Annotated in this window: 19 protein-coding genes; 3 read left to right on the top strand and 16 right to left on the bottom strand. The window is 60.7% G+C overall.

The window, feature by feature from the left end; all coding sequences use genetic code 11:
- Positions 1 to 15: 15 nt before the first annotated feature.
- The 5 genes from NW849_RS01005 to NW849_RS00985 form a co-directional block, all read right to left on the bottom strand.
- Positions 16 to 1,236: a DUF445 domain-containing protein gene (locus tag NW849_RS01005; RefSeq protein ID WP_414355535.1), complete on the bottom strand. Its 1,221-nt coding sequence runs from the start codon at positions 1,234 to 1,236 to the stop codon at positions 16 to 18.
- A gap of 66 nt (positions 1,237 to 1,302) precedes the next feature.
- The gene (locus NW849_RS01000; RefSeq protein WP_414355534.1) at positions 1,303 to 2,223 is read right to left on the bottom strand and encodes a hypothetical protein; all 921 of its coding nucleotides are present in this window, start codon (positions 2,221 to 2,223) and stop codon (positions 1,303 to 1,305) included.
- 134 nt (positions 2,224 to 2,357) lie between these two features.
- A complete protein-coding gene (locus NW849_RS00995; RefSeq protein WP_414355533.1) occupies positions 2,358 to 4,106 on the bottom strand; it encodes an S-layer homology domain-containing protein in 1,749 nt (582 codons plus the stop codon).
- Positions 4,107 to 4,278: 172 nt separating this feature from the next.
- Positions 4,279 to 5,319, bottom strand: a complete 1,041-nt coding sequence (locus NW849_RS00990; RefSeq protein WP_414330066.1) for an NADP(H)-dependent aldo-keto reductase — start codon at positions 5,317 to 5,319, stop codon at positions 4,279 to 4,281.
- Between the two features lie 84 nt (positions 5,320 to 5,403).
- Complete coding sequence (locus tag NW849_RS00985; RefSeq protein WP_414355532.1) at positions 5,404 to 7,107, bottom strand: hypothetical protein; 1,704 nt, start codon at positions 7,105 to 7,107, stop codon at positions 5,404 to 5,406.
- A 494-nt stretch (positions 7,108 to 7,601) separates the two neighbouring features.
- Between NW849_RS00985 and NW849_RS00980 the strand changes: the two genes are divergently transcribed.
- Positions 7,602 to 8,723 (top strand): PP2C family protein-serine/threonine phosphatase, encoded by a 1,122-nt coding sequence (locus NW849_RS00980; RefSeq protein WP_414355531.1) that lies wholly within the window; start codon positions 7,602 to 7,604, stop codon positions 8,721 to 8,723.
- A 171-nt stretch (positions 8,724 to 8,894) separates the two neighbouring features.
- On the opposite strand, the gene NW849_RS00975 is transcribed toward NW849_RS00980, so the two are convergent.
- Genes NW849_RS00975 through NW849_RS00960 form a run of 4 tightly spaced genes read right to left on the bottom strand, consistent with a single transcriptional unit; the run spans position 8,895 to position 12,684 of the window.
- Positions 8,895 to 9,227 (bottom strand): BolA family protein, encoded by a 333-nt coding sequence (locus NW849_RS00975; protein ID WP_414330062.1) that lies wholly within the window; start codon positions 9,225 to 9,227, stop codon positions 8,895 to 8,897.
- 28 nt (positions 9,228 to 9,255) lie between these two features.
- The gene (locus NW849_RS00970; RefSeq protein ID WP_414355530.1) at positions 9,256 to 10,272 is read right to left on the bottom strand and encodes a DNA adenine methylase; all 1,017 of its coding nucleotides are present in this window, start codon (positions 10,270 to 10,272) and stop codon (positions 9,256 to 9,258) included.
- The gene (locus NW849_RS00965) at positions 10,224 to 12,254 is read right to left on the bottom strand and encodes a peptidase M3 (protein ID WP_414355529.1); all 2,031 of its coding nucleotides are present in this window, start codon (positions 12,252 to 12,254) and stop codon (positions 10,224 to 10,226) included. Before NW849_RS00965 ends, NW849_RS00970 begins: the two co-directional genes overlap by 49 nt.
- A complete protein-coding gene (locus NW849_RS00960) occupies positions 12,235 to 12,684 on the bottom strand; it encodes a response regulator (RefSeq protein ID WP_414355528.1) in 450 nt (149 codons plus the stop codon). Before NW849_RS00960 ends, NW849_RS00965 begins: the two co-directional genes overlap by 20 nt.
- A 370-nt stretch (positions 12,685 to 13,054) precedes the next feature.
- Here NW849_RS00960 and NW849_RS00955 point away from each other — a divergent pair, with 370 nt between their 5' ends.
- On the top strand, positions 13,055 to 14,605 hold the full coding sequence (locus tag NW849_RS00955) for a YifB family Mg chelatase-like AAA ATPase (RefSeq protein WP_414355527.1): 1,551 nt from the start codon (positions 13,055 to 13,057) through the stop codon (positions 14,603 to 14,605).
- Between the two features lie 87 nt (positions 14,606 to 14,692).
- Here the strand turns inward: NW849_RS00955 and recF are convergent, their stop codons facing one another.
- The 4 genes from recF to rppA all read right to left on the bottom strand — a co-directional run bounded on the left by recF (position 14,693) and on the right by rppA (position 18,946).
- Positions 14,693 to 15,859 carry a DNA replication/repair protein RecF gene (gene recF, locus NW849_RS00950; RefSeq protein WP_414355526.1) on the bottom strand — a complete coding sequence of 389 codons (1,167 nt, stop codon included), beginning with the start codon at positions 15,857 to 15,859 and terminating at the stop codon, positions 14,693 to 14,695.
- Between the two features lie 166 nt (positions 15,860 to 16,025).
- Complete coding sequence (locus tag NW849_RS00945; RefSeq protein WP_414355525.1) at positions 16,026 to 16,718, bottom strand: DNA-binding protein; 693 nt, start codon at positions 16,716 to 16,718, stop codon at positions 16,026 to 16,028.
- A 49-nt stretch (positions 16,719 to 16,767) separates the two neighbouring features.
- On the bottom strand, positions 16,768 to 18,234 hold the full coding sequence (locus NW849_RS00940; protein ID WP_414355524.1) for a sensor histidine kinase: 1,467 nt from the start codon (positions 18,232 to 18,234) through the stop codon (positions 16,768 to 16,770).
- Positions 18,235 to 18,256: 22 nt separating this feature from the next.
- On the bottom strand, positions 18,257 to 18,946 hold the full coding sequence (gene rppA, locus NW849_RS00935; RefSeq protein WP_414355523.1) for a two-component system response regulator RppA: 690 nt from the start codon (positions 18,944 to 18,946) through the stop codon (positions 18,257 to 18,259).
- 92 nt (positions 18,947 to 19,038) lie between these two features.
- Between rppA and NW849_RS00930 the strand changes: the two genes are divergently transcribed.
- A complete protein-coding gene (locus NW849_RS00930) occupies positions 19,039 to 19,422 on the top strand; it encodes a hypothetical protein (protein WP_414355522.1) in 384 nt (127 codons plus the stop codon).
- Between the two features lie 19 nt (positions 19,423 to 19,441).
- Here the strand turns inward: NW849_RS00930 and NW849_RS00925 are convergent, their stop codons facing one another.
- The 3 genes from NW849_RS00925 to NW849_RS00915 are packed head-to-tail and all read right to left on the bottom strand — an operon-like array spanning position 19,442 to position 24,139.
- Positions 19,442 to 20,329 carry an ABC transporter substrate-binding protein gene (locus NW849_RS00925; protein ID WP_011434267.1) on the bottom strand — a complete coding sequence of 296 codons (888 nt, stop codon included), beginning with the start codon at positions 20,327 to 20,329 and terminating at the stop codon, positions 19,442 to 19,444.
- 32 nt (positions 20,330 to 20,361) lie between these two features.
- Positions 20,362 to 21,663, bottom strand: a complete 1,302-nt coding sequence (locus NW849_RS00920) for an energy transducer TonB (protein WP_414355521.1) — start codon at positions 21,661 to 21,663, stop codon at positions 20,362 to 20,364.
- A gap of 46 nt (positions 21,664 to 21,709) precedes the next feature.
- Positions 21,710 to 24,139 (bottom strand): TonB-dependent hemoglobin/transferrin/lactoferrin family receptor, encoded by a 2,430-nt coding sequence (locus NW849_RS00915; RefSeq protein ID WP_414355520.1) that lies wholly within the window; start codon positions 24,137 to 24,139, stop codon positions 21,710 to 21,712.
- Positions 24,140 to 24,191 lie beyond the last annotated feature (52 nt).

Raw genomic sequence — 24,191 nt, 5'->3', positions numbered from 1 at the left:
CCCAACCCAAACTCGTCAGCCCAGCAAGAACAGCACCTGCACACAGCCCACCAAAAAGCCGAGGAGGCCGCCTAAGTTGACGATGGCCTGGAGTTCTTGGCGCACGATCTGCTGGATGGCCTGCTCCAGGTCGGCAGGGGAGGTGGCGTTGACTTTATCGGCAATGACCTGATCCAAGTTCAACACCGGGATCACCTGCATCATCAGGGATTCGAGATCTCGTTCTAGGTAGCGCTCCAAGACCAGAGCCAGGTCGGCGCTGATCTGGTCGATGGAGGTGATCAACGCCTTGGAGTTGCGCAGGCGTCCCAACACCAGGCTGGCCACTTTTTCCCAATCGATGGTCTCCCCCAGCCCTTTGATAACCTCTGGCCCTTGGCTGCGCAGGTAATCTTGGATCCCGTCGCGGAGGGCACGGCGCAACTGACGCACGGCGGAAACCGGCAGGTTTTGCAGAGAGAGGTTCTGCAGGATCTCGGTCAGGCGGCGGGGGGCGTTGATGTCTTTGAGCAGATCTTCCAAGATGGCCTCTGCCCCTTCCGGCTCTTCCAGACAATAGGTGCGCAGGCGCAGCAGGGCATTTTTCAGGCCGAACAGGTTGGCCACCACCCAGTAGGAGCCGGTGGCCCGTTCACGAAACTCCTCATCCAGGGATTCGATGTTGCGATCGGTGAGAAAGTCCACCAAGTTCTGCCGCAACACCTTTGGGGGCAGCGCCTGCTTCAAGATCCACTCTGAGAGCTGCTTGGCCTGCTCGGCACTGAGACGCAGCTCCAGCAACACCTGGTCGAACAGTTGGTTAATCGGCCCTTCCAAAAAGGTTTCTTGACGGGCCAGCACCTTCACCAGGCGGGGCAACGACTCGTTAAACAGATCGGCCAAAATGCGCGCCAACACCTGGGCGGTTTGCTGCTGCTGCTCAGGGTTTTGCAGCCGATCCAGAGCTACCCCCAGCAGCCAGCGGATCCCTGCTTGCATGCGCTCGGTTTGCAGCAGCTTACGGGCCAGATTGTGCAGTTCCTCCGGCGTGAGCAGGGATCCCATGATGGTCTTGGCGATCTGCTTGGCCAGACGGGGTTGGTTCTGCGGGATCAAACCGGGGGTGAAGGGGATGCGCCAGCCGAAAACCCGATAGGGGCGGTAGGGCCGGAACAGCATTTTGATGGCAATGTCGTTGGTGAAATAGCCGATCACCAGCCCGGCCAGCGGGGGCACAACGTAGATCCAGAAGGCCATGGAACCAATGGAGGGGGCTCTCTTCTACTCTACCGAGCTGCCCCAGCGCAAGAGAGCGTTGACCAGTTATTGGATGATCAGGCTATCGGTCAGTTCCAGCTCCACCAACGTATTGGGCTGCAGCGTCACCACCCGGTCAATATTGGTACTGCCTGCCGCAGCGCCGGCCAAGCTGCCGGCCAAGATCGGCAAAAAGCCCCATCCCCCCGTGAGGATCCCCAAGGCCAACCCACCTGCTGCCCCATAGCCTGCCCCGCGGGCTACAGTTGTGCCGACGTCGGCGTTGCGATCCAACCCGACTGGTAGCGGCGCAGATTGGCCTCTCACCAAGTAGGTGGAAGAGCCGATGGTGAGGCGGTTGGCCACAAAGCGGCTGCCGACGACCCGCTCTTGGGGATCGGCGCTCTCCGCCTCCCGGCCAGACAACTTCAGTTCTCGGTAAACCGGCTCAAAAGTGCCCCACACTACACTCCCTGCCGGGATCACCACCTGGCCAAAGCGATCCACCACCGGCTCGGAGACTTCCAGGTGGCCGTTGATGGCCTGGTAGGGCTGGAAGGTGATGGGGCGGTAAGCCGTGAGGAGAATACGGGTGCCGGCAGGCAGCTCGCCCCGCGTGGCTCCAGGGAGATCCCCACCTGGACTGAGGTCGGGCCGACGTTGATAGGAATAGGCTTCGCCTTGGGGGGGGTGTCCACCTGGGGCCGCTTGAACGGGCACCACCGGGATCGGATCCAAAACCGGAGCTGTGGGATCCAGCGGCATTTGCGGCACCTGAGGTACCGGTGGCAGGGCCGTGGCAGAGCCGGGGGAGGGCGGAGGGCTCAGCAAGGGCAAGGTAGGGACGGGATCCCCCCTGGGGGGCACCGGCTGAGGGGTGAACTCGAACTGCTGAGCAGCAACCGGGGTAACGGCACCGGCTATCAACACCCCCCAAAAGGAACTCCTCTGCAACAAATGCAGGAACGGCTGCAAGGTTGAGCTCATGGATCCCATCCGGTCGCAACTGGCAGTAGCTTAACATCCTGCCCCGCTTGTGCCCACTAGATTTAGTAGGTATTAAGGGATCGGAAGCTCTTAAAACACTATTGAGCCTGTTCGGGGTCTGGATCGAGTTTTCCCTAGGGGCTGGGGGAAGGAGAAGGAGTCGGTCCGCCGGGATCCCCTGGCTGGGGGGCTGGGGATTCTGGCTTAGGAGACTCTGTAGCCTCACTCTCCTGAGCCTCGGGGCTGGACTCCGGCTTGGGTTCTGCAGGAGACCGTCCTTCTGGAGAAGGAGAAGGTGAAGGCTCCCCGCCAGGCTGTGGAGTCGGAGTGGGTGTGGGGGTCGGTGTTGAAGTCAGGGTGGGTGTAGCTTCCGGCGTGGGTGTGGGAGTAGGCGTAGCTACCGGTGTTGGGGTTGGCGTTGGGGTCAGAGCTGGAGTCGGCGTTGGGGTCGGTGTGGGCGTGGCTGTCGGTGTTGGGGTTGGAGTTGGTGTGGGAGTGGGCTGGGCGGCCTGCACCTGGAAAGACCACTGCTGGATGGTGGTGTTGCCGCTGGTATCGGCAATTTGGACGGCGATCAAGGTCGGTCGATCGGTGGGCAGCGGCTCGGCTGGGGTGTAGGCGAAGCCGGTGCGGGTGAGCTGGGCTTGGGCGGTGACATCCACATTGTTCACCAGCAAGGTAAAGCTATTCAGGTCAATTCCTTGGTCATCTTGGAAACGGGCTGAGATGGAGGGGCGAGAGTTGTCGGTTAGGGATCCATTGGGAGGGGCCAGTTCGCTGATGGTGGGGAAGGTGGTGTCAGTAACCCGCCCGATGGTAATGGTTTTGTCCGGCAACTGCACCAGGGTCACCAGTCCATCCCGCTCCAGGCGGGCAAAAACAGGCGCTTCTGAGGCCCGGTCTTGGCTGCGGAAGGTGTAGCTGCCCTCGTATTGCCCTGGGCGGGTTTCCTGCAGTGGCAGGTTGTAGGCAATGCCGGGGATGGAAAACGATCCCTGCGCCCCTGGGGATCCCAGCAAAAACACGGTAATCGTATCTCCTGGGTTTACAGATCCCAGCTCTTCGCGGGCAAAGAAGGTTCTCACCTCTGGAGCGGCGGGCAGCGTTTCCACCAGAGGCTCAATGGGAATGTCCGGCGTGGTCAGGGGTTCGGGCGTAGGAGTGACCTGGGCAAGGAGCTCGGTGCGGATCCCAGGGCCGGGAATGGCAGCCCCCACCGGCGGATCCAAATTGGGCACCCGGCCCACCTTGGCCAGCGCTTGGTAGGTAAGAGCAGCCACTTCCCCCCGCGTGGCCACCGCCTGGGCATTCAATTGGGTGGGGTTGGGGTAGAGCACCAACAGCCCTTCCTGAACTGCTGTCGCGATGGGGGCGCGGGCAAAGTTGGGAACCAAATTGGCATCGCCGAACGCGGATAGGATCGCGTCAATTTGGCCGGCATCTTCGATGAGCCTGCCGTTGGTGGCTGCACGGGTTAGGACGGTGATGGCTTGTGCACGGGTGAGCACATCGTTGGGACGAAAGGTGCCGTCCGGGAAGCCGGAAACAAACCCTGCCGCTGCCGCTGCGCCGATGGAGGGAGCCGCCCAACTGGGAATCGGATCGGCAAAGGAGCGCACAGGAACGTTGGTATCTAGGCCAAAAGCTTTGGTGACAATGACGGCAAATTGGGCACGGGTGATGGACTCGTTGGGGCGAAAGGTGCCATCCGGGAAGCCGCCGATGATCTGCCGTTCATTCAACCCAGCAATGTACTGGGCACCCCAATAGGTGCTGATATCGGACAGTTGGGCCCAAGCGGGATCCCCAAGCCAGGCCAAGCTGCTGCAACTGATCACCAGAGCGGCGGTTTTCCAGCCCTGCCAAAGGGAAAGCTCACGCATCGTTCACACCTCAGGTTCTTGGTACAGGATTCAGGTCTCGGATCCCCACTCTTGGCTGGGAGAGGCCATAGAAACTGGCCGGACAGAAGAGTTGGAGAGGATATCCAAACCGCACATCCAGACGAGGAAACCTTCCGAAAAGTTCTATTTGGCCGTCGGTTTCGCCAACCTCTTAAGGGGCAGGATTGGGGTAGCGCTGGTGCACCGCCTCGATCTCCGCCAGGATCTGCGGGGACAGCTCCACATCCAGGCAACTGAGGTTCTCTTTGAGTTGGGTCAGGCTGGTGGCCCCAATGATGGTGCTGGTGACAAACCAGCGGCTGCGCACAAAGGCCAAAGCCAACTGGGCCGGTGTCAGACCGTGCCGGCGGGCAATTTGCACATAGGCGGCCACCGCTTCTTCCACATTCGGCTTGCGGTACCGCTGGCCAAAGCCTTCAAACAAGGCCAAACGGGATCCCGGCGGCTTCACCCCCCCCAGATATTTGCCCGTCAGCAGCCCAAATCCGAGCGGGCTGTAGGCCAGCAAGCCCACCTGCTCGTGGCGGCAGACTTCCGCCAGGCCCATTTCAAACGTGCGGTTGATGAGGCTGTAGGCATTCTGAATCGAGACCACCTTGGGCAACCCCAGTTGCTCGGCCACCTGGCAGAACTTGCTCACCCCCCAAGGGGTTTCGTTGCTCAGGCCGATGTAGCGAATGAGACCCTCTTGCACCAATTCCGCCAGAGCCTGCAACTGCTCGGCAATGGGAACGGTGGGCCGCTCCTGGCTGGGATCGTAGGCAACGCCCCCAAACAGGGGCACGTAGCGATCCGGCCAGTGGATCTGGTAGAGGTCGATGTAGTCGGTCTTCAGGCGTTTGAGGCTACCGGCCACCGCCTGCCTGAGGTTGTCGCGGGTAATGGACAGGGATCCGCCGCGAATCCAATGCCAGGGCCGACCAGGGCCGGTGATCTTGGTGGCCAGGATCAGGCGATGCCGCGGTTGGTGTTGCAGCCACTCGCCGATGTAGCGCTCGGTGGATCCCTGGGTTTCCGCCCGCGCCGGCACCGGGTACATCTCGGCGGTATCGATGAAGTTGATCCCGTGCTCCACCGCGTAGTCGAGCTGTTCGAAAGCCTCAGACAAAGTATTCTGCTGCCCAAAGGTCATGGTGCCCAGGCAGATCTCGGAAACTTGCAAAGGGCTGTGGCCAAGCTGGCGGTAGCGCATGGGGAATCTCCATCTAGACAGCACGCCAGTCCCCATTGTGCCCAAAACCTGTCGGCCTACGGGATCCGCCGCTCTGCCCTCCTCCTACCTCGGTGCGGATCCCAGTAGAGGAACGTACTCGCGGTAGAGCTGACCCAAAATTTCCAGACCAATGCGGGTGCGGCTATCGGGGGGGCGAGCCTCAATGGCCGCCTTGACTTGTAAAATCGTGCCCACCGGATAGGGGGAGCGCAGCTCCTCCCGCTTGCCCAAAAACACATCGGTGAAGTAGTCGATCAGCCGCTTGACTTCCCCCACGTCTTTGCGGGAAATGTCCATATCCAAAACGGTGGTCAACTTGGCCCGCATAGCCTGAAAACTTTGCTGGCCGGTGTTGAGGGCCACCCGCTTGGCCAGGCTATCCACCACAATTCGGGTGATTTTCTCTACATTTTGAGTCACAATTTCTCGGTGGCGGGCGGCAAAGCGCAACTGAACCTCATCCAGAAATCGTTCTCGTTCCAGAATCTGGATGCCCTGTTGCTCCAAATCCACCCCATAGCTCTGCAATTGCTTATACTGATTCAAAACCCATTGGTTGTAGAAGGAATCCGCCAAAACTCGCCAATAGCCGATGAGGGTGGCCTCGGCAGAGGGAACGCTGACCAAATAGGCCTCGCTGGTGATCAGGCGCAAATGCTCTGTCAGCTCATCTCGCTCCTTCTCATCCAAGTAGGAGGTGCGCGGCACCCAAACTGCCCCGTACTCGCTTTTCACCTCCCCGGGCAGGGTTCCGAAGAGGGTGTCAAAAAACTGATGAATGCTGAAGAGGAGAAACTTTCCCGGATCCTGAAGGCGGGTGAGCAGTTCCTGTTTTTTCTCCTCCTGATATTGGGCCACCAATTGCTGGGCCTCGGCGATCTGGCCGCGGGCCACCTCCACATCTTGCCGCAGCTTTTCAATCTCCTCCGAGCTCACCATCTCAACACCAGTAGGCTCCCGTTCCCCGCTGAAATAGCTGCCCCCCAGCCCGCTGCCCCCAATGCCCACCAGGGGAGCGTCGCTGTCGTTGTCCAGGGTTAGAAGGCGAGCAAGAGCCTGGAGTCGAGCCTGCCGATTGGAGGAGCGCAGGGATCCCAGCTCCACCGGATCCCCACTTTCCCAACCGTCCAACCCACCAATGCGGTAGAGCGTGTAAAAATACTTGCTGAGTAGAAGCGCCAGCAGATGCCTGTTCTTGACCTCGTTGTACTCCAGGTAGGCTCGCAGACACAGTTGGAAGGCGATGTTGGGCAAGCTGCGACACACCTTCATAATCTGGGTGTAGACCCTTTGCAGGTGAGGCCGAAAGCTGCGTGGGATCGCCTCGGGCCGTAGGCCGCGCAACAAGAACTCCTGCTGGCGCAGATCCTGAGGGGTAAAGTAAAAACTTTCTTGCCAAAGCAGCTCATCCAAGTCACGGGCAAAAATCGGTTTCAAATGGTCGATGATTTGCACCACAACCGACTCGGTGAAGACCGGTATAATCTTTTCGATGTGAAGCTGATCGTAAACGGAGCGCAGCCGCTCGCTGCGGAAGTCTTCGATGGAGATCAGCCCCTTCATGGTTCCGATCCGACCGTCGCTCAGCAGGAACTTATAGACCACTTCGGCAGTGGCCCCTGGGGAGAGAACGGGAGTTCCTGTCAAGTCGGGGCAGATTTGCAGGGGGCGTAGCAGGCGGCTGGTTTCGCTGACGCTGAAGCAACTCCAAGCTGCTGGGTTCAACACCACCGACGATAGGCCGGCCAACAATTGCTTCTCATCCAAGTCCTCCAGCCGGATTTCTCCCCTGGGAACTTCGCTGGGTGCCGGGGGCGAAGTTGCCTGTGAATCCTGAACGGAGGGAGGGGATAAGGATAGGGGAGATGTGCTCATGCGGCAAAGGCCGTTGAATCTTAAAGTTCACTCTAAACGGGCGAAGGATGGATGAGTGTGATCTGTATCTCTGTATCCAATGGAAGTCTCTCAAGAAGAATCTGCCCAAAACCTGCCTCGCAATGATCTGCTGCCACCAGTATCTAGAAACGGTTAGCTTTTGGGTAGCGTGCAACCACGGTTTTGGGGATCCCCGAAGTGATACGCACCTTCAGCTCCGATGGATGAAGCTGTTGAGGCCTTCCCCGTTGTCGTGAACTGCTTGCCGAGCCGGTTTTCCTGCTGCAACCCCTAAGCTAGGATGAAAGATCTGCCTATCGGTATGGGATATCGGGCTGGAGTTGGGTTTGGATGCGTTTTGACTTCAGGATTGGGGTGCAGCGGTCATGACGACCATTTTGATTGTTGACGACGATCCCACAATTCGGCTGGTGTTGAAGCGATCCCTGGAGCGACAGGGCTACACCGTGGAGATGGCCAGCAACGGTTCCGAGGGGCTGGAGCAAGCCCACCTGCTGGTGCCGGGGCTGATCATCTGTGACTGGATGATGCCGGACATGGATGGGCTGGAGGTTTGCCGACGCATCAAAGCCGATCCCAAGTTTTCCACGACGTTTTTTATTTTGCTCACCGCCCGCACCGAGGTCGAAGACCGCATCCAGGGCCTGGATGCCGGAGCAGATGAATTTCTAAGCAAACCCATCGACCCCAATGAGTTGCGGGCACGTGTGCGGGCCGGGCTGCGCTTACACCAGCTCAGCTATGACCTGCAGCAGCAAACGGCCAGGTTACGGGCAGAATTGGCCGAGGCGGCCAGCTATGTGCGTTCTCTCCTGCCGGAGCCGGCCTATTTTCCCGACTGCAAAGTGACCCTCGAGTGGCGCTTTTTGCCCTCCCAGGAATTGGGGGGAGATTCGTTTAACTATCATTGGCTGGATGAGGAACACCTGGCCATCTATCTGCTGGATGTGTCGGGGCATGGGGTGGGATCCGCTCTGTTGTCGGTGTCGGTGATGAACCAGTTGCGCACTCAAGGCTTGGCCGATGCCGATCCCCGCCAGCCGGACGCGGTCTTGCGCGCCCTCAACCACTCTTTTCAAATGGGATCCCACCATGAGATGTACTTCACCCTTTGGTACGGGGTTTACCAGCCGGGATCCCGTCTGCTCTCTTTTGCCAGTGCCGGCCACCCACCTGCTCTGCTCGCCCGTGGCCAGGATTCGCTCCTGTTGACGACCCCCAACGTGCCCATCGGCGTTTTGCCCGACCCCACTTTTCGAAGGGATCAGGTGCGGATCCCGGAGAACAGCCATCTCTACCTGTTCAGCGATGGAGTTTACGAAGTCATAAACCCGCAGAGAGAACTCTGGGGGCTGAACAGTTTGATAGCCCTGCTGAGCAAGAGCGCTGACGGTGGCCTGGATCAGGTGATCCATGAGGCCCAATCCTTTCAGGGGCGGACGGACTTTGAAGATGATTTTTCCCTGCTCCGCGTCAGCTTTGGTTAGAGGTGGGTTGTGGCTGTTTCAAGCCGCTTTGAGGCGATCCCTTGAGGATTCCCGTTTGCGACAGCTCCAGCCCCTTTCCCAAAGGAAGAGAGGAGCCGGGAATCGAGGCGATGCCCAGCGCGACCGGAAATGACCCTCTTGGCTCAAGGGGACTCTGTCCTGCTGTCGCGATCAGCCATCCGGCCCCTGGAGTTGCTCCCACTGAGCGGGGGTAAAGGTGCGCAGGGCCAAAGCATGTAGGCGGCCATCCTGCAGGTAGGCTTTCAGGGCCTCATTCACCAGCCGGTGCTGTTTGATCAGGGGCAAGCCCTGGAATTGTTCCGCCACCACAATGGCCTGGAAATGGTGGCCATCGCCGACCGTGTCTTCCACCTGTACTCTCGCACCGGGCAGGGCGGCCCGTACCAACGCCTCAATTTCTCGTGGATCCATGCGCTGTTGTCCCCGTGGTCTCACTGTGTCCAAGCTCAAGATCCCGCCTCGGATCTCGACCTGCTCATCCATTGTGCTCCGCACCGCTATCGCGTCCACCTTAGACGGTTCTGGGGCAAAACGGGATCCCTTCCGGCCCACTACGGGCAGAGGCCAGGCTGGGATGGCTCAGCACCAAGACCTCGGTGATGGGGCCGCGTTTGTGGCCCTGGGCGTTGATGGCACGGCTGGCGGAGATGGTCTGGATGGGGTAATCCCGGTACAGTTCCCGCACGAAGGGGCAATCGGAATTGGAGAGCAGCACCTGCACGCCTCGGTCGGCCAAGGTTCCAAACACCTCTCGCAGGCGGATCTGTTCCGCTTCGCCGAAGGCAAACCGGCTGTAGGCGGTGAAGCTGCTGCTGGCAGAAAGGGGATGGTAAGGGGGATCCAAATAGACGAAATCTCCGGGTTCGGCTCGTTCGAGCACCTGCCAAAACGGCTGCACTGTGATCTCCACGCCTTGCAAAACTCGTGCCACGGCCCGTAGGTTCTCCGCGTCGCAAATGCGGGGATTACGGTAACGGCCCAAAGGGACATTGAACTCTCCCCGCGAGTTTTCCCGGTAGAGGCCATTAAAACAGGTCTTGTTCAGATACAGCAGGCGGGCAGCCCGTTGCGCCGGATCTTCAAATCGAGCCGCGCGGATGGTGTAGTAATAATCCCGGCTGTGGTGGGCTTGGTGGTGGCTGAGCAGGGCGATAAGCTCCTCCACGTGATCCCGCACGCAGCGATACACATTCACCAGCTCAGGGTTGATATCCGACAAAACAAAGTGTCGAGAACCCGATGGGATCCCTTGGGCCAGATGAAAAAAGACCGCTCCACCCCCCAAAAAGGGCTCGTGATAGGTGTTCCAGGTGCGAGGGAAAAAGGGTTCGTATTGGCTCAGCAGTTGTCCTTTCCCCCCTGCCCATTTCAGGAAGGGACGCGCTTTAATGGCTGGTGCTGCCGGAGTGGGTTCGCAGGAGTCGGGCGCAGGATCTTCCCGCCGCAGGGCATGCCTACGTCCAAGAGAACAAGGGTGGGTCAGCGATCCGGATCCTCTTCCAGCAGCTTTTCTAGCGTCTCGATCCAATGCTCCAGCTCCTCCAGCGCCTGCAACACTCCCTCTGGGTCGCTCAGATCCGCCTGCAGCATCTGGGTGGTTTCTGCCAAAGTCAGGGATCCGGGCGGGCTGGCCAACCAACGAAGGTAGTGGGGCAGAAAGTTGCGCGGAGAATCATGATAGCGGCGGTGACAGGCCAAGGCCACCAGGCTGGCAAGGCTGGCCTGATAGGCACTGAAGGGGCGGAGAAACAGCTCCGGCATCCCCACCCAGTAGAACTGGTGTTCCGGCAACAGTTCCACCGCATCTCCGCACAGCTCCTGACACAGCTTCAACCACTCTTCGCTCACCCAGGAGGAGTAGGTTACACCGTTTTCCCATTCGGGGATCCCCGACCGATAGAGGAGCAGCTCCAGCCGACCGATCAAACCCTGGTAAAACACCGCCTGCAACTGGGCTTCCAGATGATGTATCAACAGGGCCTGGGCCAACTTGAGGCTGCCGGAGCGTTCCCGCCAGCGGTGCGGAACAGCTTGCCCCTCCGGGTCGTAAAGAGCGGGCCTGCCCACGCGGGGGGATCCCACTGCCAATGCAACCAGGTGATCCAGGAGTATCTGCTGCAAAAAGATGGTGTGGGCCTGCACTCCCCACGTTCGCGCTGGAGGTAGAGAGCACCACGGCTGAGTAGCCCCTTGCATCTCCTCTAGATCCAGCCAAACTTGGGGATCCTCAGGCCGGAGCCGCCGGCTGAGGGTGGCAAGGGTCTTCAACAAGAGCTCGCTCCCGCCGGATCCCGTTTCTCCTGGTCTAGACGAGGACTCTGTTTCGCTGACGCGAGTGGGCTTGTCTGCCTCGGTTGCGATAGCGCCGACTTCCAGCAGCCAGGGTTTGGCCTGGGCAGCACACTCAGGGCAAAAGTCCTGCAAAGCAGCCCAGATTAGAGAGGTGGCCTCAGCAGGGGTCAGGGGTGGAACGGGATCCCGCCAGGGCGCACGCAAGTCGCAGATGCGAATGGAACGCCCCATGTTTCGGCTTTTGAGGCGGTAATAGCGCTGGAACAGATCCAACCGATCGCGGATCCCTTCCAGGAGGTTCTCCAAAAAAGTTTGAGTCAGGCCGTGGCGGGCCAGATACAGGTCGGCAGCAGAGTCATAGCCCCGCCATTGGGCCTCCCACAGGTGGTCGCGGATCAGGGTGCTGAGGATAAACCCACCCAGATCTGCATGGGCCTCCAGGTGTTGGCCCAGCCGCTGATAGGCAGCCCAACGGATTTCGGCGCTGGCGTGGGTTGGTAAGCTCTGTTCGCGCCAGTGGGACGGAGTTCCTAGCTGGACAAGGGTGTGATCTGGGAGCGCGGCAGGCGAGTTCAGGGTCACTTGCCACAACTGCCGCCAAGCCAACCTTCCTGTTAAGTACTGTTGGTGGAGCAGGCGCTCCAGAGGCTCAAGCTGTTGGTGACTCTGCTGTTCGTGCCAGGGGGACGGAGTCCTTTGAAGAAGGCGACACAGGAATTGGCGAAAGGGTTGCAGCTCAGGCTCGACGTGGGCATCGACTAGGCGTTCGTGCCAGCGGTGCAGTTCCCGACAGGGTGCCGTAGGCATAGCACCATCCTGACCCTCGTGGGGAACACCTTCCTCCGGGCCACCAGCAGCAACGGCAGGCAGGGATTGCAACTCCAGGAGGAAAAACAGCAGTTGGCTTTGTAAGGCGATGATCCGCTCCAGCCTCTGCCAAGCTGCCTCTGCCGAGTCGGCAGTTGGGATCCCTTGCATCCTTTGCGTCAGCTCGGCCAACTCCTGCAGTGCCACCGCCAGCTCCGGCGGGCTGAGTTGCGCCACCTGCCCCCGGTAGCGTTGGGCAAACTGCTGCACCTGCTTCCCAAGATCGTCCAGATTGTCGAACTCAGGGCTGCGCAAGGACTCCGTCTCGCTAACGTGATTAGAGCCCGTTGGCAGAAGCGTCGCGTAGCGATAAGGAAGACCAAAAGAAGGTTCAGAAGCAGGAAAGACCACCGGGATCAGCCTCCTGTCGCGTCAGCGTTGCGGTTCCCGCCAAGGTGCCGTAGGCATAGCAACAAAGATGGGGGTTGCCCCTCTGCAGAAGGACACACCTGCTTTTCTCCCCCACCAAAGCGCGAATGGTGTTGAGAAAATCTGGATTGGAGGTGTGGGCCTTGACCAGAGTGGCCTGGATCCCTGCTGTACACACCTCTGAGCCCCTATCTTGGGCAGAAAACACCATGACCGGCGTGCTGCTCACCGTTCGCGTCAGCAGGCCGGAGACCTTATGCAGCAGTGGCAACAGATCTGAACCCAAGCCATCTGGCCAGTTCAGATCCAGGATCACCAGTTGAAAGGTCTGGGTTTGCAAGGGCTGGCGCGCCTCCTCCACGGTGGGGGCAGGGAAAACCTGAGCCATATCCTGCAAGATCTGAGCCACCACCTCAAGATATTGGGATCCTCCTCCGCCCGCTTGCGTTTGTGGATATCTTGAACCCTCGAATAAGTTGACGCAGGCAGCCTTCCCAATCCTTGCCAGACGCCTATCCCCCCCAGCACATAGAACAGCTTTGGCTCGGAGAGGGATCCCGCCAATCCATGCGTAATTTCCACGCGATCCTATCCTATCCTTATCGAAGACAGCAGGGAGCACTTTGGGCGGGAAGGCTTCTCAACGTTCACGGAAGCGTCGCGTAGCAATTTGTAACATTCTCCTCTTGGAAATGCAGCTAAGGGGGAGGGGGGATGCGTCGGCCAAAACTTCTGCCAGGATGAGTTGAGATCTTTACTTATCTTTGGCGGAGGCGCTCTCTTTGTTTGCCCAAGTCACGGCTGCCGCTCTGCTGGGACTCAAGGCCGTGCGGGTCACGGTGGAGGTGGATGTGGGCGGTGGCTTGCCCCAGATCACCTTGGTGGGACTGCCCGATGCCGCCGTTCAGGAAGCCAAAGAGCGGGTGCGGGCGGCGATCAAGAACTCCGGCTTTGCTTTACCCCAGCGGCGGATCATCGTCAACTTGGCCCCTGCCGATCTGCGCAAAGAGGGCCCCAGCTTCGATCTGACCATCGCCATTGGGATCCTGGCGGCCTCAGGGGTGATTGAGCGGGAAGCTCTGGCCAACACCCTGATGGTGGGGGAATTGGCCCTAGACGGCGCCCTGCGCCCGGTGGCCGGGGTTCTGCCCATTGCCGCCAGTGCTGCTGAGATGGGGATCCGCCGCCTGGTGGTGCCCCAGGAAAATGGGCCGGAAGGAGCAGTGGTGCAAGGGATCCAAGTGTATGGGTTGCCTTCCTTGGCGGCGGTGGTGAACTGGCTGCAGCACCCGAACGGGGTTAAGCCGATCCAGATCCAACCGCAACAGATGGTGTCGGCCAATTGGGAATCCCCTCTGGACTTGGCGGACGTAAAAGGACAAGAACACGCCCGGCGGGCCTTGGAGATAGCGGCGGCAGGTGGGCACAACTTGTTGCTGGTGGGCAGCCCTGGGGCGGGCAAAACCATGTTGGCCCGGCGACTGCCCGGCATTTTGCCCCAGTTGCAGTGGGAAGAGATGTTGGAGATCACCCGCATCTACTCGGCAGCCGGCCTGTTGCGGCAAAATCTCCACCTGGGTGGACAAACCGCCTTGATCACCCAGCGGCCCTTTCGCGCGCCTCATCACTCGGCTTCGGCAGTGGCCTTGGTAGGTGGGGGATCCTACCCCAAACCCGGCGAGATCTCGCTGGCCCACCATGGCATCCTCTACCTGGATGAGCTGACGGAGTTCCGGCGGGAGGTGTTAGAGGTGCTGCGCCAACCCCTGGAAGACGGCAAGGTTACCATCTCCCGCGCCCGCGTTTCCCTGGAGTTTCCCGCCCAAACCACCCTGGTGGCCTCCACCAACCCCTGTCCCTGCGGCTTTTACGGGGATCCGGTTCACCCCTGCACCTGCACGCCGCAACAGCGGGAGCGCTACTGGTCCAAACTTTCGGGGCCCCTGTTGGATCGGATTGACTTGCAGGTGCGGGTGAGTCGCCTCAAGCCGGAAGAAATTGTTCGCGCCCAGAGCGGCGAGCCCTCCCAAGCGGTGCGGCAACGGGTGGAACAAGCCCGGCAACGGCAACGGCAGCGCTTCCAACAGGAGCCCGGGATCCACTGCAACGCTCAGATGCAATCCCGCCACCTGCGGCAGTGGTGCTCCCTTTCGGATCCCTGTCGCAAGCTCTTGGAAAGCGCCATCCAAAAGTTGGCCCTGTCTGCGCGGGGGAGCGACCGCATCCTCAAGGTGGCCCGCACCATCGCCGATCTCGAGGGCGCGGAGGCCATTGCCCCCACCCACATTGCCGAAGCGATTCAATACCGCAGCCTGGATCGCGCTCGGCTGTAAAGCCCAAGCGCTCGGCGCCGCTGACGCGACCACCCCCAGCCCCCCTCCCAGATAGGGTTTCCCTCACTGCCAGAGCTCCGGCCTGCCCTACGGGATCCCATCCCCTGTTTTGCTGGGAAAAAGCTGCCCCCCTTGCACCTGAAGGATTTGGGCGGCCTTGAGCCAGCTGGCGTCGAAGGATCCCAGATGGGTGGTGGTAACCAAGGTTTGCACGCGCTCCTGAATGGCTTCCAAGAGCTGGTTTTGCCGCTGCAGATCCAGCTCGGCCAGCACATCGTCCAAGAGCAGCAAGGGCGGATCCCTGACCACCTGCTCGATCAGCTCCAGCTCCGCCAATTTCAGAGCCAAAACCAGAGTGCGCTGCTGGCCTTGGGATCCATAGGCGCGGGCGGCAACTCCGTTAATGCACAGCTCCACTTCATCCCGATGGGGGCCCACCAGAGAGCTGCCCAGGGAGTGTTCGGCGGCGGCTTTGGCGCGGATCTCGGCCAAAAACTGGGCTTGGATCACTTCGGGGCTGGCCTGGGGATCCGGCAGGGGCACTTGGGGTCGATAGGTAAGGGTCAGGGTTTCCCGTCCACCGCTAATGACCCGGTGCCAGTGAGCAGCCAAAGGCTCCAGCCGTTGCAGCAGCCGGGCGCGGCGGCGCATAATTCGGCTACCGGTGGTGGCCAGTTGGGCATCCCAGAAGGCCATCTGCGAGAACTGAACGCCAGCAGCCGCTTGCGTTAGCGGGACAGAGTCCTTGGGATCCTGCTTCAAAAGGGCGTTGCGCTGCCTGAGGATCTGGCGATATTGCTCCACCAGGCCGAGATAAACCGGCTCCAGTTGCAGCAACACCCCGTCCAACCAATGGCGCCGCGTCTCCGGAGCGCCCCGCACCAGCTCCAGATCCAGGCTGGAGAACACCACGGCATTCACCTGTCCCAAAAAGTCCGCCTGGCGGCGCAGCACCTGCCCGTCCACCTTCAGGGATCGCCTGCCGCTGCTGCGCAGCTCCATCACCAGCTCATGGGCCACACCCAGCCGTTCCACCGTGGCGGCAATCTGGGCTTGTCGCTCCTCTTGGTATACCAGCTCCCGATCCCGGCTGGCCCGCCGCGAGCGCAAGGTGGCCAACAGCTCCACCGCTTCCAGCAGGTTGGTCTTGCCCTGGGCGTTCTCCCCCACCAGGATGGTTTTGGGCGCGTCAAAGGTGACCTCTTGATCCCGGTAGTTGCGAAAGTGGCGCAGGTGCAGAGAACGCAGGTACACTAAGGGCAGATGTAAAGACGCGATCAATATCTAACCAAGAACAGCCCCCGCTTTGGGGGCTTTCACTTTGACCCAACTGCAGCAGGGGCAAGAGAAGGTAGAGGGGTTAACCCCGAAGACTCAGCCAGCAGGGATCCCCTCTATCCCCAGTTCCGGGTAGGCCAGATCAGCGCCTGGTCAGGGTAGTCATCCCCCCGAGGCGCTCAGCCGCCAACAGGTGTAGGGCAGCGCGGGCGGAGTAGAGGGCAGCTTTGCTACGGCTGTAGTCGGCGAAGGTGTAGCTGCTGGGATCCGTACTTACGTCGCCCAACAGGTTCTGCACTTGATTCTGCAGGTCAGAGACGCTGCCGGAGTTGATGTTGGCGAAGGCCATCTCCGCTTGCAGCCGGCTGAGGTACTCCTGAGCCCGGAAAGGGGCCTCGAAGAAGGAACGGCCAGGGCGGCCCATGAAACCCAGCTCCGCTTCGTAGAGAACTTTGGCTGCTTTGGCTAAGTTTTCCGCTGCTTTGGCCTGCTCGCGGGCGGCGAAGAAGTTCCCCGCCTCAAGTGAGGCTTGGGCGTTGGTGAACCTCTCCTGGCCGTGTTCCAAAAGGCGGGCAGCCTCTGGGGAAGACCCCCGCTGAGAGAGGAAGCTGGCTTCGGCCAGGTGTCGCTGCGCCTTAGCCAGATCGCGGCTGGCTCGCTCAAGATCCCGCGGGCGCTGCCAAGTTGGCTGTACCTGAAGGGGAGCTGTGGCTTCAGGAGCAGAGCGTCTGCCCCGCTGGGCTTGCGCCGGGGATCCCAGCACCAGGGGGGTGAGCAGAACCAAAATCGGCAGAGAACAACCCAGAGCGCGAGCAAAAGAGGAACGAATCGTCATTGGTCATAGACTCCAATCGACAGGACAAGCCGGTTTGGGTTATCGCGGCTCATCTTGAGAATGGCGGAGAAAAATGACGTGAAGATGACAAGGGCAGCTCTACCGTAAATATCGATCCCTCTCCCACTTGGCTGGCCACTCGCAGGGATCCCCGATGGGCGGTGACGATCTGCTGGGCCAAGGCCAGGCCCAGACCGAACCCACCCGTATGGCGAGCACGGGTTTCATCCACCCGGTAAAACCGCTCAAACAGATGGGGCAGATGCTCGGGGGGAATGCCAATGCCTGTATCCTTGACGTGGAGGTAAGCGCGCTGGCGCTGGCTTTCCAGGCTCACCTGCACTGTGCCGCCTGCAGGGGTGTACTGCAGGGCATTGCGCAGTAGGTTCTCGATGGCCTGCCGCAGCAGGGCAGCGTTCCCCCGCACAAGCCAACCCCCAGAAAGATCCGTCTCAGGCAGGTGGCATTGCCAGTGAAGGCCAAGGGCCTCAGCTTGGGGGCGGTATTGCTCGCTCAGCTCCTGCAACAGCGCTCGCAAATTCAGAAGCGGCAGATCCTCCAGGGGCAGGGATCCCTGCTGGCGGGCCAACTGCAGCAAGGTATCGATCAGCACGCTGAGGCGGCGGGCACCGCTCACCACCTTTTCCAGGCGAGGTTGAGCTTGTTCCGGGGCCAGCAGAGCCATTTGAGCATTGCTCATCAGGGCGGCCAGGGGGGCGCGCAACTCGTGGGAAGCATCGGCAGTGAAGCGTTGCAACTGCTCGTAGGAGCGACGAATCGGCTGCATCGCCAGCCCCCCCAAGATCCAGCCGGCCCCGCCGATCAACGCCAGCGTCAGCGGGATCCCGATCCCCAACCCCCAGCGCAAGCGACCCAGGGTAAGTTGCAGCGGTTCCAGGGGCACCGCCAGTTGCAAGTAGCCCAGTAGCTTTTCCTCCTGCTGCACCGGCAGCGTGAGCTGGCGCAACAGTAAGCCGCTCTCTCCTTCCACCGTTTGGAAACCCAGTTGGAGATGGTGAGGCGGGCCATCCAAGTCAAACAGCTCCAGAGGAGGCCGGGATCCCGTGTACTGGCGCAGGGATCCCAAGCTTTCCCTTCCGGTGCCGGGAGCAGGATCGAACCAGCGCACATAGGCCAAGTGATGGTCGAGGGGTTGGGTTTTCCCCCCCAAAAAGGGCACCTCGTTCAACACCAACCGCCACTGCCCCTGGCGCAGCTCGTACTTAATGGCTGCCGCCATGATCCTGGCCTGAACCTGCAGCTCCTCGTCAAAAGCCTGCAACTGGTTCTCCACTTCCAAGCGGTAGAAGACGGCGGCAAACACCAGCAGGATCCCCCCCATGACCCCGGCAAAGCTGCGGGCCAAGCGACGGCGGCTGTGGTGAAACACCAGGGATCCCGTCCCTCTTGTCGCAGCCTTCTGCCCCAGGTGCGGCTGAAGGGGGTGTGCCAGGGAAACCCAGTTCCAGCCCAGCCATGGGAGAGAATGCTTGTGTTCAGCTCTTTTCACCTCCATCGCCACCCCCTAGAAACTGCTTTCATGGGTTCTCTTCTGGAGAGGCTATGCGCAGCCGGTACCCCTGGCCATACACCGATTCCAGCCAATCTTGGGCCTCCACCTCTTTTAACCGTAGCCGCAACCGCCGCACCAACGCAGCCACGGCATTGCTCTCCGGCTCACAGCCCCATTCCCACACCGCCTGCTCGATCTGGCCCCGACTGAGCACCTGGTTGGGATGGCGCATCAGGTATTCCATCAATTGAAACTCCTTGCCCGAAAGCTGTACCTGCCTCCCCTGCCGCTCTAGGGTCAGGCTGGCCAAGTGCAAGTGCAGGGATCCCAGGCTGAGGCTGTCTCCTTGCCATTGGGGGGAACGGCGTCCCAAAGCCCGCACCCGTGCCAGCAGCTCCACCAGATCCACCGGCTTGACCAAATAGTCGTCCGCCCCCGCATCCAACCCCTGCACCACATCCGATGTTGCGTCTTTGGCAGTTAACATCAGCACCGGCGCACATCCCCCCGATTGGCGGTATTGCCGACAGAGCTGGATCCCGCTTGGCCCCGGCAGCATCCAATCCAAAATCAGGAGATCATAGGCTTTCTCCTCCATCAGCCAGGCAGCCATCTCCCCTTCCTTGGCACAGTCAACCACGTGGCCGCACTTGGACAGGGCAGCCTGTAAAGGCTCCAACTGTTCCGGGTCGTCCTCCACCAGCAAAATTCGCATCGTCCTGTGCGCCGTTGACCAAGACGGCCAGTTCCCACTGCCCAGGCTAGGATGGATCACGGAAATAGCCCTCTGCAAGGGAGAGAACAACGGTGGGGTGGCCCAAAATCCATCGGTGGCAAGATCTAGGGTTTGATTTTTGGCTGGTGCTGCCCTTGGCAGGGCTTCTTTTTGTGGCGGGGGGAGAGTGGGTGACGGGCCAAGCGCTGAGCCGTCCTCGCCGGCTAGAGCAACCTTTGGCGATTCGCAGCCAGCAACAAGCCACCTTGGCTCTGGATATTCTTTCCATTCAGGCGGAGATCCGCCGCTCCCGTGGCTACACCAAGGTGGAGGTGACTACCACCAATCCCCACCTGCGCAAGCTGGAATTTGAATTTCCACAAATGGATCCAGACCAGGTGTCGGCTCAGATTGCCCAAGAGCTTGGCCTTGCTCCCGAGCAAGTGCAGCGCCTGACCCGCTATAGCTTGGACTAGAGAGACACTCCAAGTCCGTTCAAAAAATGCGGGCTAACTGCTCGCAGGCAACTCTAATTTTCTCCAAGCTACCGGGATTGACCAAGCCGTAGTAGTCAAATCCATAAACTTTCCCAGTTTGGACGGCTTGCAACCGATTCCAAAAGGGGCGGGAACGGAAAAACGCCAAGGGATCCGCCGCCTCCGGGTTGACCACCAGCAGAACTTCTGGGTTGGCTTCCAGGATGCGCTCTGCCGAAAGGGTGACGTAGCCCCGAAAAGGCCCTTGGCTTTGCAAGGTAGCGGTGAGATTGTCCGCGCCAAAGCGTTCCAGCAGATCCCCGGCCCAGCTTTGCCGGTTGGGAGAAAGAATCGGCTGGGTGCCCACCAAGAGCAAGGTTTTGGGTCGAACGCGGGGCAGTTCCTGGGGCAAAAGGGATCCATACTGCCGCAGCAAGGGATCGGGATCCGCCCCCAAAGCAGCAGCCAGGGTGGCAATCGTCTCTTCCAAAGCAGCCCAACTGTCCACGCGGGTGAGGTAGGTGGGGATCCCCAGCTCCTGCAGCCGTTCTGCCAGAGCCTCGTGAAAGCCACTGGCCCCCACCACCCAGTCCGGTTGTAGGGCCACAAGCTGCTCCAGGTTGGGTTGGTTGCCCAGCCCCAGGCGGGTCAAGCCTTGGAAGCGGGGATCCTCCTCCAACAAACGACCGGCAGGGATCCCCACCAACCTATCGGGGGCCAAGCGATAGAGGATATCGGCAGTCAAGGTGGTGAGGCTGGCTACCCGACGAAAAGGACTCTGTCTCGCTGACAGGAGTGGCTCCTGAGGGATCCGACCTTGGGCTTGGGCCAAACGCCCCATTCCCCAGGCCCCCACGCTGGCCAGACCAAAGGCGAACAGTTGACGGCGAGAAAGACGAGACAGCATAGACAATCTCCAAAACAATTCCCAAACAGCAATCAATTGAGGGTGAACTGGATGGGCACCACCACCCAAGACTCGATGGGGGCGTTGTTTCTCAAGGCCGGGCTGAATTCCCACCGCTGCACCGCCTCCTGCGCTGCCCTATCCAGGGCGGGAAACCCACTGGAAGAGGCGATCTCCACCTGCTGCACCTGCCCCTGGGCATTGACCTTGGCCCGCAGCAGCACCTGCCCCTGTTGGCCGAGACGACGAGCTTGAGGAGGGTAGGGGGGCGGAGGATTGCGACCGGGGATCGGGCGGGCCAGGATGTCCGGCTGGGGGTTGGCAGCCACTGTCGGTGGGGAGGAACTGGGGGTGGCAGGTGTTGGGGCAGAGGAATGGGGTTGGGCTGCACCTATACCGCCAGGTGTCCCAGTTTCAGGATCCCTTGGCCCCAATCTGCTCTCGCTGCCGGGGGAAGGCGGAGCGGCGGCAGTCTTTACGCTGGAACGGATCCCTTGGATCAAGGGGGTAAAGCGGGGCAGAGGGGTGCTTGAGGTAACCGGGGCGGAGGTGAGTGGAGTCGCTGTAAAGGTGGGGGTAACCGCCGGAGTTGGGGTGGGCTGTTGTGGCGGAGGAGTGGGTTGCGGGGTGGCTGTCGGTAATGGGGTCAGTGGAGGAGTAGGGGTGGGTTCTGGCTTTGCCGTGGGAATGGGTGTAGGGGTCGGAGTTTGCAGGGCCAGCAAAGATTCAGCCTCCGGGATGGCTGGCATCTCGATCTCTTGGGGCACAGGCTCCGGTGGAGATAGATCGTCTGCAGGGGGCGATTCCGGGGCCGGGCCGGGCGGCTCTGCTGTTGGCTCTGGTGGGAGAGATTCTATGGATTCTGAATCCGGTTCGAGCAACTGTGGCTCGGGATCCTCCAGCAAAAGCGTGACTGGGATCCGGAGTTCTGCGTCTGATAAAGGCCGGGATCCCCACCAAGCCAGCCCCAGCAGCGCCATCAGGTGCAAGAGGAGGGAAATCAACCCCTCCCGGCGCAGCGGTCGGGGATCCCTGGCTCGCAGGTGGAGGACGGTCCCCGGCGGATCTTCCCCCTCCTGGCAAGCTGTCCAGAGGGCAGCCCAGCTATAGCCGGCCACCCAAGCCTCTTGCAGCAGCTCCTCGGCACACTCCAGCCAGCCGCTCTCTCTTGCGCCAGCCCAAAGCCACAACGCCAACCAAGCCAGCCCCGCCTCCCAGGCCATGCCCGCCTGCTGCCAATACCACCCCTGCAGTCGCCACAAAAGCTGGGGACAGGACTTCCGAAGAAGAGAGAGGGATCCCTTGGGGGTGCGGGCAGGTGGCTCGGCAAGCATCGGTTAGAGCAGGATCCAGAGTAAACACGGCCTCAGGTCTTGGCCCCTAAAACCGGGTGGAAAAACTGAGCGCAGCATGCCGTCCCGGCTGGGCCCGCCGTTCCACTTCAGGGCCGACAAAGAGAGAGCGGGTTTCGGAGTAGAGAAAATACTTTTCATCAAAGAGATTGAACACCCCGAAATTCAATTGCCAGTTGTCGTCCAGGTTGTAGTAGCCCAGCAGATCCACCACGGTGTAGCCCTTGGGCACAAACGGAATTTGAGGTGGAGCGTTGGGGTTCGGTTGCACTACCTCCCGTTGCGGGTCGCGGGGATCCGCCACCAGCGTGGCCACCAACCTGGCTCCCCAGATCTGGCTGGGATCGTCGTAGTGCAGTCCCAGTACTGCCGTCAGTGGCTCAATGGAAAGGAGGGGTTTGTTTTCGGTGAGGTTATCCCCCACCGCCCAGGCAAAGCTGCCATTGAGGCTCCAGCCGGTCAAATCGGGGCTGAAGAAGTACTGCCCGGTGGCTTCTACACCATAGATGCGGGCCCGACTGACGTTCTGGCTCTGAAAGAGAGTCACCGGTGGAGGTGGCGGGCTCCCTGGCGGGCCGGGGGGTGAAGGCTCGGATCCCGCCTCCCGGAAAGCCTCGATAAAGTCGTTGTAGGTGTTGTAGTAGGCGGCCAAGCTAAAGCTGGCCTGGGGGTAGATCCCCCGCAACCCCACTTCAAAGCCTTGGCTGGTTTCCGGTCGCAAGTTGGGATTGGAAAGGGTGCGGTAGCGGAAGAAGGGGCTGACCAGGTTGGTGAAGCCGCTGTTGATTTCGTTGTACTGAGGGGCCCGAAAACCGGTGTTGTACTGGGCCGTAAAGGTGAGGTTGGGATTAATCCTCCACACCAGGCCCACCTTGGGAGAAATGGCATCGGCAAACAGGCTGGCGGCTTCTGCCCCACTTTTCAAGAAGGCTTCGTCAGGGCTGGGGGTGAGGCGGTAGGTGTCGTAGCGGATGCCGGGGATGAGGGTAAAGTTGCCGCCCCCAAAGTCGATCTCATCTTGCAAATACAGCCCAAAGCGCACGGTATCGGAGTCGGGAAAATCTTTGGTGGGAAAAGTGTCCGGGGGGATGTTTTGGGTGACTGCCCCGGTCAGCAGGTTGGTTTGGAAGCGGTTGCGGGGACGTTCGTTGCGGGTGGTGGAGATCTCCATTCCATACACCAAGCGGTGGGAGAGATCCCCGGTTTGGAAGCGGCTCTGGGCCTGTACGCTGGCTCCCAGAATGTTGCTGACCAGCTCGTTGAAGGTATCCCGACGCACAGGCACGGGCCGACCTTGTACCGTGAGGGTGCGTTCTTCCACGCTGGGCTCCTGGGTGCGGGCCGGCTGGTAGTAGATCTGGACGGTGGCCAGCTCAAAAGCGGGGGTATCGGGGTTGGCGTAGCGATATTCCAAGCTGAGGCGGCTGCGCTCGGTCTCAATGGTCTCCCTGAAAAGGCGGATGCCGGGATCCAGGTTGCGGGGCGAAAAGGTGGTGGTGGTGCGGTTGTTGAAGTATTCCGCCGTCAGGGTGAGGCTGTCAAAGGGACTGAAGCGATAGACCAGCTTGGCCAGAACATTGTCTCCCTCCACCGTCTGCCGATCCTTGAAACTGGGATCCGCCTGGATATCCGGCTCTCTGGCGTCGCGGCGAGTGTAGATGAGCAGAGCCTCTAAGTTATCCTGCCGACCCGCCAAGCTGAGGGTGTTGACGTACCCTTGGTTTTTGCTGTCGTACTGGCTGGACAGGCCCACATGGCTGTCCCGTTCCCCCAGCAGATCGGCTGGATCCAGGGTGGTATAGGTCACCACACCCCCCAGCGCGTCGCTGCCGTAGAGGGTGGAGGCGGGGCCGCGGATAATTTCTACAGTTTTCAGGGTCTCCAGCTCAAAGGTATCCCGGCCAATGGTGAAGGGGCCGAAGGAAAATCGCTCCGGCTGGCGGATCCCATCCACCTGGATCAACACCCGGTTGGCGTCGAGGCCGCGGATGTTGAAGTCCTGCAGGCCGTAGCGAACGCTGCGCCGCACGCTCACCCCCGGCTCGTAGCGCACCAGATCCTGAATGTTTTGAAGCAGCTCCCGCCGCAACCGCTCCCGGTCGATGACGGTAATGCTGGCGGGCGAGTCGGCCAAGGTGCGCTCGGTGCGAGTACCGGTTACGGTGACCTGTTGCAGGTTAAAGATCGGCGTGCCTTCCTGCTGGAGAGCCCGAAGTTCGGCCTGTAGCCGCTCCACCTCTGCCTGATCCCCCCGCTGGCGGGCAGCTTCGATTTGCGCCTTCAGCTCCCTAATCTGCTCTGGCAGGGTGGTCGGTGCAGGGGTGGCCTGGGCCAACAGCGGCGGAGTTGTCGAATCAGGGATCCGGGCATTGGGCTGAGCCTGGGACAGGGATCCCCAGCCCACTCCCAAACTCAACCCCAAACTCACCACCCGCCACCAACGACCGTTCACGCGCATAACCTCTCATGCTCCTCGAAATCCACAACAGGGAAAATTCACTGCAAAACCG

The organism is Synechococcus sp. R55.3 (assembly GCF_047461975.1).
GTDB lineage: Bacteria > Cyanobacteriota > Cyanobacteriia > Thermostichales > Thermostichaceae > Thermostichus.
Note: the sequence above shows the minus strand (reverse complement) of the source record. Positions and strands in the feature narration are given on the sequence as shown.